Source organism: Polyangium sp. 6x1 (genome assembly GCF_029946515.1).
GTDB lineage: Bacteria > Myxococcota_A > Polyangia > Polyangiales > Polyangiaceae > Polyangium.
Window position 1 is genome coordinate 167,232 of sequence record NZ_JARZHH010000015.1, and the last position, 19,253, is coordinate 186,484.

Genomic DNA, 19,253 nt, shown 5'->3' on the forward strand with positions numbered 1-19,253 from the left:
CTTTCGGTTTCCTTTCACGCCATGCCCCACGTCGATCTGAATGGCCAGAAGATTTTCTACGAGGACACCGGCGGCGACGGACCGCCCGTCGTCCTCGCGCATGGCTTCCTGATGGATGTCACGATGTTCGATCCGCAGGTCTCGGTCCTCGCGCCCGAGTTCCGCGTGATCCGCTTCGACGCCCGCGGCTTCGGCCGCACGCAGAGCGACGGCAATCGCTTCACGTACTGGGACTCGGCCGAGGACTGCATTCGGCTCCTCGACCACCTCGGCATCGAGCGCGCCGTCGTCGGCGGCATGTCCCAGGGCGGCTTCCTCGCGCTGCGCGCCGCCTTGAAGTGGCCCGATCGCGTGAAGGCCCTCGTCCTCATCAACACGCAGGGCGGCGTCGACGACGCCGCGACGCTCGCCGGCCACCGCGGCATGCTGGAGACCTGGCGAACGCAGGGCCCGATCGACCCGATCGTCCACACAATCGCCGGCCTCATCCTCGGCGCGCCCGAGCACTGGGAGCCCTGGGTCTCGATGTGGCGCAAGACGTCGGTCGAGACCCTCGTGGCCCCCACGCTCGCGCTGATCGAGCGCGAGGACATCACCGAGCGCCTCGCCGAGATCAAGCAGCCGGCGATCGTCTTCCACGGCGACGCGGATCAGGCGATTTCGCTCGAGCGCGGCCGACTGCTCGCGGACAAACTCTCGGGCTGCAAGAATTTCGTCACGGTGAAGGGCGCCGCGCACGCGTCGAACCTCACGCATGCCGACCAGGTGAACCCGCCGCTCCTCGCGTTCCTCCGCGCGTACGCGTGAGCCAGACGGGCTGAACATCCGAGCAGACAAACCGGGGCCCTCGCGCTAGGATGCGCGGCATGCCGCGCCCCGTGCAGAACCCGCCGAACCCCTGGGCGAAAACCGAGGTCGAGTGGCTCGACGAGCCGCCGAACGCGACGCTCCAGGTCTTCGAGGAGCAGGCCCGCTCGATCCTCTCCGAGAACGAGAGCCCGGATCTGCCCTTCCGCTTCAGCCTGAACCCCTACCGCGGCTGCATCCACGCCTGCGCCTACTGTTATGCTCGCCCGAGCCACCAGTATCTCGGCTTTGGCGCGGGCACCGATTTCGATCGCAAGATCGTCGTCAAGATGAACGCGCCGCGGCTCCTCCGCGAGGCCTTCGAGAAGCCGAGCTGGCGCGGCGACGGGATCGTCCTGTCCGGGAACACCGATTGTTATCAGGCGCTCGAGGCGAGCTACGAGCTCACGCGGCAATGCCTGGAGGTTTGCCTCGCGTTCCAGAACCCGGTCTCGATCATCACGAAGAGCCGCCTCGTGGCGCGGGACGCGGACCTCCTCTCGGAGCTCTCGCGGCGGGCGCGGGCGCACGTGTTCCTCAGCATCCCGTTCGCGCGGGACGAGGACGGGCGCAAGATCGAGCCCTGGGCGAGCAAGACGAGCCTGCGCTTCGGCGCGATGCGCGCCCTCGCGGACGCGGGGGTCCCGGTCGGGATTGCCGTTGCGCCGGTCATTCCGGGGCTCAACGACGCGGACATCGCCGAGCTGCTCGAGCGCGCCCGGGAGGCGGGGGCGGAGGCGGCGTTCCTGCAGCCGCTCCGGCTCTCGGCCGAGGTCCTGCCCGTCTTCGAGGAGCGGCTCGCCGAGGCGTACCCGCTCAGGGCGCAGAAAGTCCGCAATGCGATCCAGGAGATGCGCGGCGGCAAGATGAACGAGAGCGCGTTCGGGGCGCGCTTCTCGGGGCTCGGGCCCCGGTGGGCCATGATCGAGCGGATGTTCGAGGCCCATTGCGCGCGTCTCGGCCTGAACCGGCAGCGGCTCACCCGCGAGGAGCCGACCACGTTCCAGCGGCCGAAGAGGCAGCTCTCGCTCTTCGACGACGGATCGCAAAACCGGTAACGATACCACGGCGCTGGGGTGCGGCGCGCCGTTTTCCCTGCCGCGGCGCCGCCCGCCTGAAAATCGACGAAACGACAACCCTCCAGGTTACCATCACGAGCAGACGGCCGACACGAGAATTTGCCGGGCCTCTTGAATTCGGTCATGAATTGAGAGGTTTCTTACGGAACCCCCGGCTTCGTCCGATTCGGCACCAAAAATGAAGGAACGCGCCGGCGGACACGCTACGGTGGAGATGGTCACTGCGTAACGACGTTCGGCGCCGCCCCCCCATCCGGCGTGCACGTCTCCGCAGTGCCGGAGGTGACGTGTGTCATGGCCAAGAGCCCGTCAATTTTTCGTCAGTTCACCGTCCTTCTCCCTTGCGTGACGCTCGCCGCGACCCTCCCCGGCTGCATGCTCGACGCGGAGGAGCCGATCGATATCGCGCAGATTGAAGTCGAGCTTCAGGACGACGACGAATCCAGGGAGGTCGAGGTCGAAGAGGACGAACCCGAAGGGAAACAAAAGGCCCACGATGGCTCGATTTCCCAGGCCGGAGCGACAGTTTGCACGGCGTCGGCCACGTTCAAATACGCGACGTCGGGGGACGTCACGACCGCCTCGATCAACACCACGGTCGTCGCCTGGTTCACGAAAGGCGCCTATACGGTCCGGATGACCGGCCCCTCGCGGACCTTCGCCGCCGGGGTGAGCGGCGTCCCCTCCGTTACCTCGACGACGTGGATTCGCACCCTCGCCACGCCCTTCGATCCGGCCACGATGAGCACCACGGCTCGCAGCGCCTGGCTCAACGCCGCGCGCGCCGTCAATTGCGTGACGGGGACCTCGGACATCCTCGCCGTCGCCTACGAATACATCGAGGGCGCGTCGAAGGACGCGGGGTATGCGAACGGCGCGGATTTTCACGATTACCTCGGCATCTCCTGGGATCCGTCCGACGCGAGCCTCATCACGGCGGATTCCACGCAGCTCGGCAAGCTCGATTGCTCGGGGTTCCTGCGGCTCATCTTCGGCCAGCGCGCGAATTTTCTTTATGGAGGCGTGGAGGCGAAGATCCCGATGTCGCTCTACGTGACGGGCACGCTCACCCGCGCGAGCAAGGACCAGTATCAATCCGGGCCAGGCAAGATCATCGTGCCGTTCCGCACCCAGCCCTCGGGCGTCGCCGCGTTCAACGGGACGCCGACGGCGACGGAGCTCTCGTCGATCCAGGTCGGCGATATCGTGTTCTTCGATTCGAGCTGTGATTATTCGGTCGCCGCCCCCTCCTGCGGCACGGACTGGACCTCGATCGGCCATACCGGGATCTACGTCGGTCGCGACGCCTCGAACAACGCCCGCTTCCTCTCGTCCCGATCGACAGCCGATGGCCCCACGGTGGCGAATACGGGCGGCTGGTCGGTCTTCAACGACGCCGTCGGCCTCAGCGGGACCTACCCGAAGCGCTTCCGGGGCGCGCGGCGGTTCTGAATCTCGTGTTGGGTGAATTACACCGGTTCCGCCCGAAAAGAAAGGGAAAGCGATACGGAGGAGCCACGCTATGCTGGGTACTTCACAGCGCGTCGTGGCTTTTGTAAGGGCGCGCGTGAACATACTTCCTTGGAGGTAACTCCAGATGGCAAATCGTGTTACCGACCTCCGATCGGGCGCCGCGATTCTTCTCTCGTTTGCGTTCCCTGTGTTGCTCTCCGGCTGCATCCTCGACGCGAATGGCGAGCCCGAGCCGCCCGAGGACGAGGCCATCGACTCGATATCGCAGGCGATATCGGCGTGTGCCCCGTCCTCGACATTCAAATTCTCGACGTCCGGAGACGTCACGACCGCGCGCCTGGGCGGCGCTGTCATCGCCTGGTTCACGGAAGGCGCGTATACCGTCCGGATGGTCGGGCCCCCGCGGACGTTCGACGCCGGCGCGCCCGTGCCGCTCATCACGACGACGATGTGGGTCCGTACCCTGGACAGGCCCTTCGATTCCGCGGCGATGTCGATCGAGGAACTCCGCGCGTGGCTCGACGCCGCGCGCGCCGCGAACTGCGCGACCGGGACGCCCGACCTCCTCGCCATCGCCTTCGAATACACCGAGGGCACCCCGAACGACGCCGCGTACGAGTACGGTGCAGATTTCCACGATTATCTCGGCGTCGATTGGGATCCGCCGGACGCAGATCTCATCCCGGCCCATCCCGAGCAGCTCGGCAAGCTCGATTGCTCGGGCTACATGCGGCTCGTTTTCGGGGTGCACGCGAAAATCCCACTCTCGCTGCACGAGGCCGGCGCGATTCCCCGAACGAGCAGGGAGCAATATCGAGCGGGGCCGGGCAAGATCCTCGTCCCGTTCCGCACCGAGCCCCCCGGCGCCGCGCGTTTCCACGGTGAACCCACCGCCGAGGAGCTCGCCGCGATCGAGGTCGGTGATCTGGTCTTTTTCGATACCGACTGCGATGCCAACGCGGTGATGCCCTCTTGCGGCACGGATTGGACCACGATCAGCCACGTCGGGCTCTACGTCGGCCTGGATGCCGTCGGCGACCGCAGGTTCATCTCGAGCCGCGTCGTGGCCGATGGTCCGACGGTCGCGAATACAGGCGGCTTTTCGATCTTCAACGAGACGCCGGGCGTGCCGCACGACTACCCCACCTGGTTCCGGGCCGCGCGACGTTTCTGACGTCGTAAATTCGTCCGGCACACCCCTTGCAGCTTATCGTGGCCGAACCACGCCGCCTCCCCCGGCGGCAGGCCCGGTTTCCCCCGGCGCCGTGTAACCCCGACCTTCGGAGGTTCCCCCTATGGCCACGATCCTCGCTGCGGTTCGGTCTTTCGCCACCGTCCTCCTCCCCGGATTCGCGCTCGCCGCGAGCCTCACCGGGTGCCTCGGAGGCAATGAAAAGATTGCGGGGGACGAAAAAGAGTTCGCAGGGGGGAACGAGGCGGGGGAGACGGGCGGGGACGAGGCGACGACGCCGCCCGGCGGCGAGCCGGGCGTGGAGGTCGGGGGCGAGGAGCCGGAGGCGCAGAGCGCCGGGCCGTGCGCGAAGATGGCCGCGTTCAAGTTCGCGACGTCGGGCGATACGGTGATCGCGTCGCTCGACGGCGCGCCGGTCGCGTGGTTCACGCACGGCGGGTATTCCGTGCGGATGGCGGGGCCTTCGCGCACGTTCGGAGCGGCGAGCACGTCGGCGGCGACGGTCACGACGACGACGTGGGTGCGGACGTTGAGCGAGCCCTTCGACGCGGAGAAGACCTCGGAGGAGACGCTCTCGGCGTGGCTGAACGCGGCCCGCGGCGTCAACTGCGACGCCGGCACCGAGGACGTGCTCGCCATCTCCTACGAGTACGTGGAAGGCGGCAAGGAGGACGCGCGGTACGCGCTCGGCGCCGATTTCCACGACTTCCTCGGCATCGACTGGGATCCGATCGACGCGAAGAACATCCTGCCCGACCTCGGCCTCGAAGGCGCGCTCGACTGCTCGGGCTACATGCGCCTCGTCTGGGGCAGCCGCGCGAATTTCAGCTTCGAGGGGAAAGACGCGAGCATCCCGCTCTCCCTGAAGTCGGTCGCCGGCCACCTGCCGCGCACGAGCGAGGACATGTACCGGTTCGGCACCGGCAAGATCGTCGTCCCCTTCCGCACGCAGCCCGCGGGCGCCCCCGCCTTCCAGGGCGCGCCGACTTTGACCGAGCTCGCCTCGATCGAGCCTGGAGATCTCGTCTTCTTCGATACCGAGTGCAACTACGCCATCGCCACGGCCCTGCTCTGCGGGAAGAGCCCGACCGCGATCAGCCATGTCGGCATGTTCGTGGGTCGCGATAGCGGCGGCAATTACCGCTTCATCTCCAGCCGCTCGACGGCGAACGGCCCGACCGTGGGCAACACCGGCGGCTGGTCGATCTTCAACGCGGGCGCCGATGGCACGGGCTCGTACCCGCAGCGCTTCCGGGGCGCTCGTCGGCTGTAGCTCGGGGTGAGTCCCCGATGTCTCAGTCGATGTGAAGAAACCTGGATCTTCGTTTATCCAGGTGGATCACGGGTGTACCAGGATCCCGGATCCTGATTCCCCCCGCCTGGCGGGCTGGTGGGCTTCCCGCGGGCCGCTCCCGGCGCCAGGTTTCCCTCGAGGCGGTTGAACGAGGGGAGGCGAGGGGTGGAACGCTTCGACGTGCTCATCGTCGGCGGAGGTCCAGCCGGGCTCGGGGCGGCGCTGATCCTGGGGCGCTGCCGTCGCAAGGTGCTGGTCTGCGACGCCGGCGCCCCTCGCAATGCGCCCGCGCGGGGCATTCACGGGCTGCTCGGGCACGACGGTCTGCCGCCCGCGGAGCTCTTGCGCAAGGGGCGCGACGAGGCGCGGCGGTACGGCGTCGTGATTCGCGACATCGAGGTCTGCGACGTCCGGCGCCGCGGAGATGCATTCGAGGCCGATCTCGTGGACGGCAGCCATGTCGAGGCGCGCAAGGTGGTGCTCGCGACGGGGATGCTCGACGTCATCCCGTCCATCGAAGGGATCCTCCGGTATTACGGGCGTGGCGTCTACCATTGCCCGATTTGCGACGGCTGGGAGTGCCGGGACCAGCCGATCGGCGTCCTCGGCCCTGCCCACCGCGCGATCCGCACGGCATTGCTGCTCCTCGGCTGGAGCGACGACGTCGTTCTCTTCACGCACGGCCCGGCCGCGCTCACCGACGACGACATGCGCTTGCTCGAAAAACATCGAATCGGATTGCGGGAGTCGCCCATCACGCGGCTCGAAGGCGACGACGAGGGGCTCGCGCGGGTGGTGCTGGACGACTGCGAGGTCGTGCCGCGGCGGGCGCTCTTTCTGAAGACGGGCGAGGTGCCGCGCTCGGATCTGCCCACGAAGCTCGGCTGCAAGATCAACGGCGACGGGCAGGCGGAGGCGGAGTTCCACGGGAGCACGGAATCCGAGGGCGTCTTCGTGGTGGGCGACGCCTCGCCCCGCGTCCAGCTCGTGAGCGTCGCGCAGGCCGAAGGGGCGGCGGCCGCCGTCCGCATCAATGCCATCTTGCAGAACGAGGACCTCGCCGCGCGTTGAGCGTCGAGACATGGAGACATCGGCACGGCCGTTCTGATAGGGTGCGGCAATGTCCGCGTCCGTGCCCTCCCCGGTCCCCGAAGTCGAGGCCCGAGCCCCCGAAGCCCCGGCCTCGCACGCGTCCCACGAGCCCTACGTCTCCCCGCGCGCGAGCCCAGCCGAGCTCACCGTGCGCGCCGTGGCGCTCGGCGCGGTGCTCGGCATCGTCTTTGCCGCCTCCTCGGTCTACCTCGCGCTCAAGGTCGGCTTGACCGTCTCGGCGTCCATTCCGATCGCCGTCATGTCAATCACGATCTTCCGCTTCTTCGGGCGCGCGACGATCCTGGAGAACAACATCGTCCAGACGACGGGCTCCGCGGGCGAGTCGATCGCGGCGGGCGTGGCATTCACGCTGCCCTCGCTCCTGCTCATGGGTTATGACCTCGCGGCGGGCCGGGTGCTCCTGCTCTCGGTGCTCGGCGGCCTGCTCGGCGTGCTGATGATGATCCCGCTCCGGCACGGGCTCATCGTGGAGGAGCACGGAAAACTGAAATACCCCGAGGGCACCGCCTGCGCCGACGTGCTCATCGTGGGCGAGACGGGCGGCACGAACGCGAAGACGGTGTTCGCGGGCTTCGGGCTCGGCTTTCTTTACAAGCTCCTCGGCGACCCGCTGAAGCTCTTCAACATGAACCCCGCCCACCGGATCGCGAGCTGGAAGGGCGCGAGCATCGCCGGGGAGCTCACGCCGGAGATGCTCGGCGTCGGTTACATCATCGGCCCGAAGACGGCGAGCACCACGATGGCGGGCGGCGTCCTCGCGTATCTCGTCCTGATCCCGCTCATCGCGTTCTTCGGCGACAAGATCGATAGCCCGATTTTCCCGGCGACGACGCTCATCCGCGACATGTCGCCGAACGACATTCGCAGCCGCTACGTGCTCTACATCGGCGCGGGCGCGGTGGCGACGGGCGGCTTCATCAGCCTCGGCCGCGCGCTGCCCACGATCGTCAAGGCGTTCCGGAGCGGCATCAAGAGCTTCCGCGCGGGCAAGACCGACAAGGAGACGTTGCGCACGGAGAAGGACCTGCCGTTCTCGGTGGTCGTCTATGGCCTCGTCGCGCTCCTCCTCGCGATATGGCTCGCGCCCACGCTCGGGATCTCGCTGCCGACGGCCATTCTGATCATGCTCTTCGGCTTCATCTTCGTGACCGTCTCCTCGCGGATCACGGGGGAGATCGGCTCGTCGTCGAACCCGATCTCGGGCATGACGGTGGCGACGCTGCTCATCACGTGCCTGCTCTTCCTGGCGATGGGCTGGGTCGGCGTGGATTATCGCGCGATGGCGCTCTCGACGGCGGCGATCGTGTGCATCGCGGCCTCGAACGGCGGCGCGACGAGCCAGGATCTGAAGACGGGGTATCTCGTGGGCGCGACGCCGCGGCGGCAGCAGATCGGGCTGCTCGTCGGGGTCGTGACGAGCGCGCTCGTCATCGGATACACGCTGCTCTTCCTCAATGCGTCCTACACGACGCGGGCCGCCGAGACGTACGACGTGCCCATTCCGGTGGAGTCGATCACGGCGCAGGTGGAGAAGGGCCCGGACGGGAAGGACTATCGCGTCGCCTACCAGCCGAACTCGGGCGCGACCATTCCGCAAGGAAAATACCTGGTCGAGGACTCGGGGAAGGTGGCGTTCGTCATCGACCCGGGCATCGGCGGCCGCGTGCCGCACGAGCCGAAGAAGCTCGAAGGCGACGTCGGGGTGCCCCAGAATGCGACGCAGAAGGGCACGATGCTCGGCCCGGATCGCAGATCGTATACGGTCTACGAGGTGGCGGAGGGCGGGGCAATGCACGCCGGTCGGTACCTCGGCGAGGACGGGAAGCTCCTCTACGAGCTGCGCGAGGTGAAGAAGCTCGACGCGCCGAAGGCGAGCCTGTTCGCGCTGATCATCGACGGCATCCTCACGCGCAAGTTGCCCTGGAGCCTCGTGCTCACCGGCGTGATGCTGGCGATCGTGATGGAGCTCTGCGGCGTGGCGGCGCTGCCGTTCGCGGTCGGCGTCTATCTGCCCATCTCGACGAGCGTGCCCATTTTCGTCGGCGGCATCGTGCGGTGGCTCGTCGACCGGAAGCGCGGGCAATCGGGCGGCGACGAGGAGTTCAGCCCGGGCACGCTCCTCAGCTCGGGATACATCGCGGGCGGCGCCATCGCGGGCCTCGTCGCGGCGCTCGTCTCGGGGCTCGGCATGGAACACAAATTCGACCTCTCCACCGTGTTCACGAGCCTTTCGAATTCGAACCTCTCGGGCGTCATCGCGTTCGGCGCGATTTCGGCCGCGCTGTACTGGGCCGCCGTTCGGGGGACGTCGGCCGTCGGCAAGTCCGAGGGCTGAAGGGCGAGGGGGGGCGGCGCGGACCTTGCGAGCCGCTCCCCCGATGTCTATTCGAAGCGCCCTCGAATCTCTCCTCGCAATCCTGCTCTTCCCTGCCTGCGCGGCTGAAACCCCCGAATCCGTCGGCGAGGACGTAACCGCGCTCGCGCCGAGCTGCGCGTCCTCCTCCGATTGCACCGAGGGGCTCGGTTGCGTCGAGGGTGCCTGCTCGGCGTGCAAGCACCACGCACAGTGCGCGAGCGACGTGTGCGACATTTACCAGGGCGGCCGGTGCATCCCCGAAGCGGAGGTCCTTTACGTGGGCCGCCGTGCGGTGTCTCATTACGAGGAATGCGACAAGGCGACCGGCGCGAGGGGCGATCCCTTTTGCCAGATCCGGGACGCCGTTTCGGCGATCGGCGCGGGCAAGACGGTGATCCGCGCCGCGCCCGGATTCTATTTGCCGTTTCACGTCGACGGCCTGCAGGCGTTCTCCGTGTTTGGCCCGGCCGGCGAGGGGGGGATTGCGCAGCTCACCGAGGAGGACGTGGGCGGAGCGAGCGTGCGGGGAGGCGCGGTCGTCGTCCTCGACGGGCTGGAGATCGGCCGTTACTCGTATGGCGCGGGCCTGCGCTGCGCGGGCCCGGGGACGCGCCTCGTCGTCCGGCGCAGCCAGATTTACACGAACCCGCGGAGCGACATGCAATCGGACGGGTGTGACCTCGTGCTCGAAGACACCGAGGTCATCCCGCGCGATTACGATCCGTTCTGATCCTCCGCCTCGCGCGGCGCCGGCGCGCGCGGCAGGGTCACCGTGAACGTCGTCCCTTTCCCGAGCTCGCTCTTCATTTCGATCGTCCCGTCCATCATCTCCACGAGCCGCTTCGTGATGGAGAGGCCGAGCCCGGTCCCGCCGTATTTGCGGCTCGTCGAGTGGTCGGCCTGCGTGAAGGGCTGGAACAGCCGGCGCTGCTGCTCGGGGGACATCCCGATCCCCTCGTCCTCGACGGCGAGCCGCACGCAAGGCCGGCCTTCCGCCTCGTGGAGCGACGCGCGCAGGTGAATGCGCCCGCCCTTCGTGAACTTGGCCGCGTTGCTGAGCAGGTTGTTCAGCGTCTGCATCACGCGCTTGCGGTCCGCCAGCATTTCGATCGGCTCGCCCGTGGCCTCGACGAAGAGCTCGCTGCCATTGCGATCCACCATCGGCTGCACCGTCCCGCGCACCTCTTCGAGCAACGCCGAGAGGTCGAACCGCGTGGGATCGAGCACCATCCGGTTTGCTTCGATCTTCGAAAGATCGAGCACGTCGTCGACGAGCATCAAGAGCTGCTTGCCCGCCTGCCGGATCTTGCCGAGATCCGGGACGATGGGCTCGTATCCGCCGTCCTCGGCCTCCTCCTCGAGCATCTCGCTGTAGCCGATGATCGCGTTCAGCGGCGTGCGCAGCTCGTGGCTCATGTTCGCGAGGAACTGGCTCTTCGCCTGGTTCGCCGCCTCCGCCGCGCGGGCCAAGGTCTCGGCCTCGGCGCGTGCTTGCCGGAGCGCGCCTTCCGTCTTTTCGTGCTCCCTGATTTCCTGTTCGAGCTCGGTGTTTTGCCGGTCGAGCTCCTCCTCGACGAGCTCGCGGCTCTCCCACGAGAGCACGAGCCACCACGAGCCGACCCCGACGAGCACGAAGACGGCCGCGTAAAGCGACGTGAAGGTCCGGCCGAGCGCGGCGCGGCTCTCGCCCGTCACGCCCGAGGCCTGGTGGAAGAGGAAGAACACGAGCGCGACCGCGAAGGCCATGCCCGCATAGACGGCCGTGAAGCGCAGGAGGCGCGAGGCGAGGCGCGGCGCGAGTTTTCCTTCGAGGAACGTCGTGAGGCGCCGGCGGCTGTCGGTCTTCGATTTGCAGGCGTCGTGGCAGCGACCGTCGAGCGTGCAGCAAAGCGAGCAGATCGAGCCCTGGTAGACGGGGCAATGGGCCATGTCCTGCGGCTCGTACGAGTGCTCGCAGATGCAGCACGCCTCGCTGCCGTCGGCCTTGTCGTTCGCGAAATGGTCGTTCGTCCGGGCGATGTAATACTTGCCCTTCGTCGCCACCGCGATGAGCGGCGAGAGCACGAACGCGAGGCCGAGGGCGATGAACGACGAATACGCCTTCGGCGCCGTGCCGAAGAGGCCGGCGTGGCAGAGCATCGAGACGACCGAGCCCGCGACCATCGACCCGAACCCGACCGGGTTGATGTTGTAGAGGTGCGCCCGCTTGAACTCGATGTACTTGGGAGACAAACCGAGCGGCTTGTTCACCACGAGATCGGCGACGATGGCCCCGATCCAGGCGATGGCCACGTTCGAATACAGCGCGAGCACCTTGTCCAGGGTGTGGAACACCCCGAACATCATGAGGAGCAGCGCGATCGCCACGTTGAATACGAGCCAGACCACGCGGCCGGGGTGGCTGTGCGAGAGGCGCGAGAAGAAGTTCGACCACGCGAGGGAGCCCGCGTAGGCGTTCGTCACGTTGATCTTGAGCTGCGAGACGAGCACGAACACGATGCCCGTCCCGATCATCAGGTTCCGGCTCGAAAAGACGTACTCGTATCCCGCCACGTACATCCAGATCGGCTGGAGCGCGTTCTCCACCGTCGTGCCGTGCCGGATCGCGAGCGACGCCAGGAAGGCCCCGGCGAGCTGCTTGGCGCCGCCGAGCACGATCCAGCCCGGGCCCGCGGCGAGGAGCGAAAACCACCAGACCTTGCGGTTCGATTTCGTCTTGTCCGGCATGAACCGGAGGTAATCGACCTGCTCGCCGATCTGGACGATGAGCGAGAACGATACGTTCGCCGCGAGCCCGAACAGGATCGGATCGAAATGGCGGCCGCTCGGGGAATTGCCGGCAAAGCTCGTCCAGCCGGCGAGCGCCGTGGGGTCCTTCCGGAAGACGTAGACGAACGGCAGGATCATGAGGACCAGCCAGAGCGGCTGGGTCCAGAGCTGGAATCGATTGATCAGCGTGACGCCGAAGAGGACGAGCGGGATGATGCAGAGCGAGCTCACGAGGTAGCCGGCGGCGAGCGGCAACCCGAGCCAGAGCTCCAGCGCCTGGGCCATGATCGAGGCCTCGAGCGCGAAGAAGATGAACGTGAACGAGGCGTAGATGAGCGAGGTGACCGTCGAGCCGATGTACCCGAACCCGGCGCCGCGGGTCAGGAGATCCATGTCGAGGTTGTATTTCGCGGCGTAATACGTGATCGGGACGCCGGTCAGGAAGATGATGGCGCTGCAGACGATGATGGCCCAGAACGAGTTCTGAAAGCCGTAATGGACGACGAGCGAGCCGCCGATCGCCTCCAGCGCGAGGAACGAGATGCCCCCGAGCGCGGTGTTGGCGAGCAGGAGCGGGGACCATTTGCGGAAGGACCTCGGCGCATAACGCAGCGAGTAGTCCTCCATCGTCTCGTTGGCGACCCAGCCGTTGTACTCGCGCCGCTCCCGGACGATTTGCCTGACGAGCTGCATGGGTGTTTTCCGAAGGGAAAGGTCAGCGCGCGCTGCGGAGCTCCGCCAGCATTCCCTGGTAGGCGCGCTCGCGCTCGCGGTGCCGCCGGAGCTCGAGGGCCATGCGGATCCGCGCCCGGAGCAGCACCATGTGGAAGGGCTTCGTCACGTAATCGTCGGCGCCGCGGTCGAGCGCGGAGACCACGCCGTCGAACTCGTCGAGCGCGGAGAGCACGATGACCGGCGCGCGCCCGAGGCGACCCTCCGCGCGGAGGACGTCGAGCACCTCGATGCCGCTCCGATCCGGCATGATCAGATCGAGCAGCACGAGATCGAATTCGCGCAACCGGAGGAGATCGAGCGCCGCGTCGCCGCCGCTCGCCTCCTCGACGTCGTGCCCCTGGCGCGCGAGCCATTGGCGGAGGACGTCGCGCGTGACCGAATTGTCGTCGACGAGCAGGATGTGGCCCCGCTCGGCGGTGGGCGCCTCGGCGAGGCGCGCCTCGCTCGCCGGATCCACGACCTTCGGCATTCCGCCGAGCGCCCCCGCGTGCGGCAAGGCATCGAGCGCGTATCCGGCCAGGAGATCATTCAGCATCACCCCCGCGGCCTGGATGCGGCATACCGTGGGGATGAGGGCGTACTGCCCGGCGCTCTCGGCCGCGGCGACGAGGCGCGCGCAGAGCGGCGCGATGGCCGAGGCGGGCTCCGCGCAGGCGTCGCCGAGCGCGCGCACGAGGCGCGGCAAGGACGACGTCGACAGATCGCGCAGCGCCTCGGCGCCGAGGCGCTCGTTCACGAGCGCGAGGACGGCCGCGCCGGCGCTGCGCAGGGCCTTCAGCGCGGCCCGGATCTCCTCGGGCTCCTCCAGCGTCTCCAGGAGGTCCTCGCTGTATCCGATCACGGCCGTGAGCGAGGTCCGCAATTCGTGACGCAAATGCGCGACGAGGCGCCGGAGCTCCTCCTCGCCCTGGGGCGTCCGGCTCGGGGGCGAGACGTCGGGGCGATCGGCCGTGCTCACGAGGCCCTCCTTGCGAGGAGCGCCCGCATTTTCTCGAGCAGGCGATCGATGTCCACGGGTTTGACGTCGTAATCGTCCGCGCCGGCCGCGAAGGCGCGCTCGCGATCCTCGGGCATCGCGCGCGCGGTGAGCACGAGGATTGGCACGCCGCGCGTCCGCTCGTCGGCCTTGAGCTTGCGGGTGACCTCGAGGCCGTCGATGTCCGGCAAGGTCATATCCATCAGAATCAGGTCCGGCAGCGCCTCCTCCACCATGCGGAGGCCGGATCCCCCATCCACCGCGATCCGCACGGAGAACCCCCGGCGCGCGAGGCGGCGCGAGAGCATTTCTCGGTTCATTTCATTGTCCTCGACGAGCACGATGTCGGTCATGGCAGCGGGCTCCTTTCGGGCGCTAGGTGTGGAGGCCGGTGGGTTTGGAGAGCCGCCTCTGCGCGAATTGCAGCGCGGCCTGGAGCTTGCCGAACGAGAGGATCTCCCCGAGCGCGATGTCGAGCGAGATGAGCGCGCTCGCGACGCGCGGCGAGAGCCCCGAGAGCAGGCAGGTGGTGCCGAGCAGGCCGGCGGCGCGGCTCACTCGAACGAGGTGGTCGGCGGTCTCGGCGTCCACGTCGTCGACGCCGGTGAGGTCGAGCACGACGAACGTGCTTTGCGTGTTCACGACCGCTTCGAGCAAGCTGCCCATCATTTCGGAGGCCCGGCGCGCGTCGAGCCCGCCCACGATGGGCAATACGAGGATCCGGTCCCAGACCTGGATGACGGGCGCGAAGAGCGCGCGAATGGTCTGCTGTTGCTCCTCGATCTTCGCGAGCTTGTCGGTGAGCTCCGCGGTCCGCTCGCGCACCTTTTCTTCGAGCTGCTCGTTGGCCTGACGCAGCGCTTCCCGGGACGACGCGAGCTCCTTCTGGAACGACGCGAGTTTTTTGTAGGCGTCCGACAGCGAGTCGTTCACCGATTTCCAGAAAGCTTGTTGCTGCTGCGACTCCCGCTGCATCTTTTTGATCTGCCAGAAGGCAGCCTGAAGCTCCTTGCCCGTGAGGGCAGCGCCCTCGGGTATCTCCCCCATTCGAAAGAAATCATGCGCAGACAATTCGGGCATTGCGGTCCCCGCTCCTGCCCACCCCCTCATCCCTGACCCTACGCGCGACACTACCAGAGGTCGAGAGGACGACCAAGCCCGGACGATACGTCACTTCCGCTTTCGCAGACTTCCCGTTCGTCCGCCCGTGCGTCGTGACGATTACAATGCGCGAGCAATCCAGCGCACGTGGTCGCGGACGTTTCCACGTAAGATCTCGCAGCCGCATCGAATGCGTCATGCGTGTGGCGGTAGCGTATGCGGAGGGGAGCCGCGGCCGTGAAACGATTGTCGTCCCGGACGGAATTCGCGTTCCTCGTGGCTCGTGGGGCCTCGTATGCAGGACGCACACGAGGCCTTCTCACGCGGGGAGCGCGAAAGCGCCTACGCAATCGTGGTGAGGGGCCGCATCGAATGGGGAGGGAACAGGCTCACTCGTCGATGGCGACGAGGTATTCGTCGAGCGGCGGCACCTTGTCGATGATCCCGACCTCGATGAGCTGCTTGCCGAGCGTCTCCCAGCGCTCGCGCGTCATCATTCCGAGCTTTTTCGTTTGCGCGTTCTCGATGAGCGGCTTCTGCGCCGCGGCCGCCCCGGTGAACGTCTCGGCGTCCATCGTGGTGTTGAGCTTTTGCATCACCGCATTCGCGGGGGCCGGGTCGTCGAGATAAGCGCGCCACCCTTCCCGCGCGGCGCGCACGAACGCGCGGACGCGCTCGGGGTTCTCCTTCCAGAGAGCTTTTCGCGTGATGACGACCGTGGCGTAGGGATTGTACCCCTCGTCGGCGACGAGGAAGACCTTCGGCTCCGCGCCCTTCTTCCGCGCCGCGAGCGGCTCCGACGTGATGAAGCATTGCTGGGCGTACTCCTTGTCCACGACGAACCGCGCGACGCCGCCGTCGTAAGGGACGACCTTCACCTTGTCGAAGCCATATTTCTTCTTGAGATGCGCGGAAGCCGGGGTGCCCGGCTCGATGGCGACGGTGCCACCGGCGAAGACGTCGGCCATCGTGTTCGCCCCGCGCGAGGCGTGCGCCATGATGGCCAGCGGGAAGGTCTGGTATGTCGCGAAGATCGGGACCACGTCGGCGCCGCGCGCACGCGCGATGATGACCTCGTCCCCACTGACGACGCCGAAATCGCTTTGCCCATTCGCGACCATCTGCACGACGGGCACGCTCGCGCCGCCGGTCATGATTTCGACGTCGAGCCCGGCGCGCTTGAACGCGCCGCCCTCACGCGCCGCGTAAAACCCGCCGAACTCCGGCTCGGCCACCCAGTTCAGCGTGAGCTTGACCTTGCCGGACGCCGCGCCCCCGCCTTCCGCGGAGCCCTTGCACCCCGCGGCGGTCGCGAGGAGCCCGAGCGAGAGGAGGAGCCAGGTGCGGCGATGCAGGCGGGAGGGAGGCGCCGTTTTCATGGCCCACGTTGATCCCACGGTCGCGAATGCGCCGCAAGATGGGAGCCGCGTCCTCGCGGGGCTAGCGCACCTGGGCCCAGAGGCGCGCGAGCAGTTTGCTCCGCGCCGGCGCGTCGAGCTTGCCCTCGGCCGCGTATTCGACCCGCCCGTCCTTGCCGACGAGGATCACGTTGCTCACGCCGCGCCGCAGGCGGTACGCCTTCCGGAACCCTCCATCCCAGTCGCAATAGATGGTCTGCCCGACCTCCGCGGCCTTCTTGCGCACCGAGCTCTCGGCGAAGCCGCGCAGCGGCCAGGAGCGATAATCACTCGTGTCGGCGACGGCCACGAACTGGATCCGCTTGGCCTCGGCTTTCGTCCCCGCGAGCTTGATGAGCTCGTCCTTCAATGCCCGGTTCTGCGCCGCCGACTTGCGATCCTCGTAGAGGATGAGCGTCGGCTTCTGCCGCGGAAACGCGAGATCCATGACGCGCCCATCCGGATCCTCGACCACGACCCGCCGCGCCGATTGGCCGACGGGCGGCAAGGCGAGCGCCGAGCCCGCCGGGATCAAAAGAAACAGGGCCAGAAAAACCGCACCGAGGATCCCGGGGAAAACGCGCATTTTCCGGACGAACGCTTGCTCCATCTGCTTGCCTCCTCGCCCCGAGCGTCCCGGGGGACGCGGGGCGTAGCATCCGTGTGCGCGGCCGCCATGGCGCGTCGTGACACGCCCGCGAATTCATTTCGCAATCGTGGCGGCGTCAAACGGGCGGGCGCGGGGGCGGGGCAGGCATCGGGCCGGCGGCGGGGCCCGGCGGCGCGGTTTGTTTTCGTTGCCCCTCGGAGAGCAGCGCCCGGTAGGTCTCCGAGCTCTGGACGAGCTCGTCGTGTGTGCCCATGGCCGCGATACGGCCCTTGTCGAGCACCACGTTGAACGTCGACTTCACGAGGTGCGGCGCATGCGTGACGATGATCGTCGTCCGCCCGGCCGAGAGCTCGACCACGCTGCGGAGCAGCTCCTCCGCCGTGGCTCCCGGCAGCCCCGCCTCCGGCTCGTCGAGCACGAGCAAGCGGGCTTCGCGCAGGAGCAAACGCGCCAGCATGATCCGCCGCTGCTCGCCGCCCGAGAAATTCGGCGGCACCTTGCGCACGACCGCCTCGAGCCCCCGGCCGCCTTTGTCCTCGGCCAGATCGTCGAGCCGCACCCGCGCGAGGAAACGTCGCATCAAGGCCTCGTCCGGCGGATCGGCGAGGCCGAGCGCGAGGTTCTGCGCGACGCTGCGCTCGAAGAGCACGGACGCCTGGCCGAGCACCGCGAAGAGGCGCGAGAGGTCGCGCGGCGAGAGGCGCGTGAGATCGACGCCGCCGACCTCGATCTTGCCGCGCGTCGGATCGTCGAGCCGCAAGAGCAGGCGCACGAGCGTGGACTTGCCCGAGCCCGAAGCGCCGCAGATCGCCACCACCGCGCCCGCAGGGACGCGGAGCGAGAGGTCGTGGAGCACGTCCTCCTTCGCGCCCTCGGGCCGGTAGCCGACGTGATCGAGGACGACCTCGTCGCTCGCGATCGACGCGAGCGAGAGCGGGCTCTCGGGCTCGGGCGGGTGCGGCGGCAGCGAGAGCAGATCCCGCAGCGAGGCGAGCAGCGGCGCGCGTTCGAGCAAGCCCGAGCGCAGGCCGTCGAGCGCCTCGAAGCGGGCGAGCAAGAGCGGCGTGACGAGCAGGAGCTTCGCCACGTCGCCGGCCTCGTACGTCCGGCCCGAGAGCCGCAGCGCGACGAGGATGACGAGCGGCGACATCGCCACGAGCACGCTCTTGATCTGCCCCGACGCCGCGAGAGCCGCGGCGAAGCTCCGGCGCGCGTCGGCCGCGCGGTGCGCTGCGTCCGTGACCTCCGTGAGCGCCGTTTGCCGCGCGCCGAGCAGGCGCAGCTCCTCGGTGCCCGCGAGCATCTCGCCGAGCGCGCCGAAGACCGCGGTGTCCGATCGCTGCATCGCCTGCATGCGCTCGCCGACGCGGCGCGAGGCGCGATCGGAGAGCACGCGCGAGAGCACGAAGAGCAGCGCCGTGCCCACGAGCACGGGCCACGCGCCACCCGACGCGAGCTCGAACGCGAGGACCAGCAGCGTGACGATCGCCTGCGGCAAACCCGTGATGACCGCGACGGCAAAATCCGATACGGCCGCCGCGTCGCGCGCGATGACGAGCTTCACGGCCTCGAAGCCACGCACGGCGGGCGCCTTCACGCCAGGCGGCGCGGGGGGACCGCCTTTCGGGGCGAGCGCGCGCGCGCCTGCTGCGTCCACCGCGCGCGGCGAGGCCCAGAGCGCCGCGCGCACGAGCTCGACGCGCAGCGCGGCCGTGAGCTCGGCCGAGAGCTCCGAGCCGGCGCGGCTCTGCGCCATCGTGACGCCGACGCTGATCGTCACGGCCACGAGCGTCGCCGTGATGACGAGCCACGGGCTCTGCCCCGACACGAGGCGCGCGAACAGGCCCGCGAGGCCTGGGCTCGCCGACGCAGGTCGCCCCTGGATCGCGCCGATCGCGACGCCGACGAGGCCCGGCAGCACGCCGGCCATCACGCCCGCGAGCGAAGCGAGCCCTGCCGCGACGACGAAGCCGAAGAGCGGGCCGCCGCGCAAGGAGCGACGGACGACGCGGAGGATCCGCAAGAGATCGCGCACGGGCCGCGGATGCTACCCGAAGACAGGCGAGCAAGGGCGCCCGTTGCAAGCGGCGCGCTTTCGGTAGACCCTACGCGTGGTGCGAAGAGAGCAGAACGGAGGCCTCGCGACGACGGTCGCCCTGTGCAGCGCGCTCGCCGCGTGCACGAGCGAGCCCGCGCCCGCGCCCGCGCCTCCGCCGCGCGCGGCCTCGTCCGTGTTCTCGCCCGACGCCGCCGCGCGCTTGCCGCTCGCCGAGCCCGAGGACGGCGGCGTCGGGCGAGAACACGGACGAGGC

General features: G+C 68.2%; 15 protein-coding genes and 1 pseudogene. 9 read left to right on the forward strand and 7 right to left on the reverse strand.

What is annotated here, in order from left to right; translation table 11 throughout:
* Positions 1-21: 21 nt before the first annotated feature.
* The 8 genes from QHF85_RS16965 (at position 22) to QHF85_RS17000 (ending at position 10,083) form a co-directional block, all read left to right on the forward strand.
* Positions 22-807 carry an alpha/beta hydrolase gene (locus QHF85_RS16965; RefSeq protein WP_281328240.1) on the forward strand — a complete coding sequence of 262 codons (786 nt, stop codon included), beginning with the start codon at positions 22-24 and terminating at the stop codon, positions 805-807.
* Positions 808-866: 59 nt separating this feature from the next.
* Positions 867-1,904 carry a PA0069 family radical SAM protein gene (locus tag QHF85_RS16970; RefSeq protein WP_281328241.1) on the forward strand — a complete coding sequence of 346 codons (1,038 nt, stop codon included), beginning with the start codon at positions 867-869 and terminating at the stop codon, positions 1,902-1,904.
* Positions 1,905-2,219: 315 nt separating this feature from the next.
* The gene (locus QHF85_RS16975) at positions 2,220-3,377 is read left to right on the forward strand and encodes a hypothetical protein (protein WP_281328242.1); all 1,158 of its coding nucleotides are present in this window, start codon (positions 2,220-2,222) and stop codon (positions 3,375-3,377) included.
* Positions 3,378-3,522: 145 nt separating this feature from the next.
* Positions 3,523-4,572 carry a hypothetical protein gene (locus QHF85_RS16980; RefSeq protein WP_281328243.1) on the forward strand — a complete coding sequence of 350 codons (1,050 nt, stop codon included), beginning with the start codon at positions 3,523-3,525 and terminating at the stop codon, positions 4,570-4,572.
* Between the two features lie 121 nt (positions 4,573-4,693).
* Positions 4,694-5,863, forward strand: a complete 1,170-nt coding sequence (locus tag QHF85_RS16985; RefSeq protein ID WP_281328244.1) for a hypothetical protein — start codon at positions 4,694-4,696, stop codon at positions 5,861-5,863.
* 186 nt (positions 5,864-6,049) lie between these two features.
* A complete protein-coding gene (locus tag QHF85_RS16990) occupies positions 6,050-6,955 on the forward strand; it encodes an NAD(P)/FAD-dependent oxidoreductase (RefSeq protein WP_281328245.1) in 906 nt (301 codons plus the stop codon).
* Between the two features lie 49 nt (positions 6,956-7,004).
* The gene (locus QHF85_RS16995) at positions 7,005-9,332 is read left to right on the forward strand and encodes an oligopeptide transporter, OPT family (RefSeq protein ID WP_281328246.1); all 2,328 of its coding nucleotides are present in this window, start codon (positions 7,005-7,007) and stop codon (positions 9,330-9,332) included.
* 43 nt (positions 9,333-9,375) lie between these two features.
* Positions 9,376-10,083 carry a hypothetical protein gene (locus QHF85_RS17000; protein ID WP_281328247.1) on the forward strand — a complete coding sequence of 236 codons (708 nt, stop codon included), beginning with the start codon at positions 9,376-9,378 and terminating at the stop codon, positions 10,081-10,083.
* On the opposite strand, the gene QHF85_RS17005 is transcribed toward QHF85_RS17000, so the two are convergent.
* The 7 genes from QHF85_RS17005 to QHF85_RS17035 all read right to left on the reverse strand — a co-directional run bounded on the left by QHF85_RS17005 (position 10,068) and on the right by QHF85_RS17035 (position 18,976).
* Complete coding sequence (locus QHF85_RS17005) at positions 10,068-12,815, reverse strand: ATP-binding protein (protein WP_281328248.1); 2,748 nt, start codon at positions 12,813-12,815, stop codon at positions 10,068-10,070. The two genes, QHF85_RS17000 and QHF85_RS17005, sit on opposite strands and share 16 nt — an antisense overlap.
* A 22-nt stretch (positions 12,816-12,837) precedes the next feature.
* Positions 12,838-13,815, reverse strand: a complete 978-nt coding sequence (locus QHF85_RS17010; protein ID WP_281328249.1) for a response regulator — start codon at positions 13,813-13,815, stop codon at positions 12,838-12,840.
* A complete protein-coding gene (locus QHF85_RS17015) occupies positions 13,812-14,186 on the reverse strand; it encodes a response regulator (RefSeq protein ID WP_281328250.1) in 375 nt (124 codons plus the stop codon). The genes QHF85_RS17010 and QHF85_RS17015 overlap by 4 nt, the downstream gene beginning before the upstream one ends.
* A gap of 22 nt (positions 14,187-14,208) precedes the next feature.
* Positions 14,209-14,913: an STAS domain-containing protein gene (locus tag QHF85_RS17020; protein ID WP_281328251.1), complete on the reverse strand. Its 705-nt coding sequence runs from the start codon at positions 14,911-14,913 to the stop codon at positions 14,209-14,211.
* A gap of 410 nt (positions 14,914-15,323) precedes the next feature.
* Positions 15,324-16,313, reverse strand: a complete 990-nt coding sequence (locus tag QHF85_RS17025) for an ABC transporter substrate-binding protein (RefSeq protein WP_281328252.1) — start codon at positions 16,311-16,313, stop codon at positions 15,324-15,326.
* 61 nt (positions 16,314-16,374) lie between these two features.
* Positions 16,375-16,941 carry a YtfJ family protein gene (locus QHF85_RS17030; RefSeq protein ID WP_281328253.1) on the reverse strand — a complete coding sequence of 189 codons (567 nt, stop codon included), beginning with the start codon at positions 16,939-16,941 and terminating at the stop codon, positions 16,375-16,377.
* A 115-nt stretch (positions 16,942-17,056) separates the two neighbouring features.
* Positions 17,057-18,976 (reverse strand): ABC transporter ATP-binding protein, encoded by a 1,920-nt coding sequence (locus QHF85_RS17035; protein WP_281328254.1) that lies wholly within the window; start codon positions 18,974-18,976, stop codon positions 17,057-17,059.
* A gap of 79 nt (positions 18,977-19,055) precedes the next feature.
* On the opposite strand from QHF85_RS17035, the pseudogene QHF85_RS17040 reads away from it, so the two are divergent.
* Positions 19,056-19,253, forward strand: a pseudogene (locus tag QHF85_RS17040) (hypothetical protein); the annotation flags it as partial.

What these genes read in the sequence shown, in the direction of transcription:
- QHF85_RS17030 (WP_281328253.1), bottom strand. Translation starts at nt 16,941, where the DNA reads ATGGAGCAAGCGTTCGTCCGGAAAATGCGCGTTTTCCCCGGGATCCTC.
- QHF85_RS16980 (WP_281328243.1), top strand. Translation starts at nt 3,523, where the DNA reads ATGGCAAATCGTGTTACCGACCTCCGATCGGGCGCCGCGATTCTTCTC.
- QHF85_RS16965 (WP_281328240.1), top strand. Translation starts at nt 22, where the DNA reads ATGCCCCACGTCGATCTGAATGGCCAGAAGATTTTCTACGAGGACACC.
- QHF85_RS17015 (WP_281328250.1), bottom strand. Translation starts at nt 14,186, where the DNA reads ATGACCGACATCGTGCTCGTCGAGGACAATGAAATGAACCGAGAAATG.
- QHF85_RS16985 (WP_281328244.1), top strand. Translation starts at nt 4,694, where the DNA reads ATGGCCACGATCCTCGCTGCGGTTCGGTCTTTCGCCACCGTCCTCCTC.
- QHF85_RS16995 (WP_281328246.1), top strand. Translation starts at nt 7,005, where the DNA reads ATGTCCGCGTCCGTGCCCTCCCCGGTCCCCGAAGTCGAGGCCCGAGCC.
- QHF85_RS16975 (WP_281328242.1), top strand. Translation starts at nt 2,220, where the DNA reads ATGGCCAAGAGCCCGTCAATTTTTCGTCAGTTCACCGTCCTTCTCCCT.
- QHF85_RS17020 (WP_281328251.1), bottom strand. Translation starts at nt 14,913, where the DNA reads ATGCCCGAATTGTCTGCGCATGATTTCTTTCGAATGGGGGAGATACCC.
- QHF85_RS17025 (WP_281328252.1), bottom strand. Translation starts at nt 16,313, where the DNA reads ATGAAAACGGCGCCTCCCTCCCGCCTGCATCGCCGCACCTGGCTCCTC.
- QHF85_RS17005 (WP_281328248.1), bottom strand. Translation starts at nt 12,815, where the DNA reads ATGCAGCTCGTCAGGCAAATCGTCCGGGAGCGGCGCGAGTACAACGGC.
- QHF85_RS16970 (WP_281328241.1), top strand. Translation starts at nt 867, where the DNA reads ATGCCGCGCCCCGTGCAGAACCCGCCGAACCCCTGGGCGAAAACCGAG.
- QHF85_RS17000 (WP_281328247.1), top strand. Translation starts at nt 9,376, where the DNA reads ATGTCTATTCGAAGCGCCCTCGAATCTCTCCTCGCAATCCTGCTCTTC.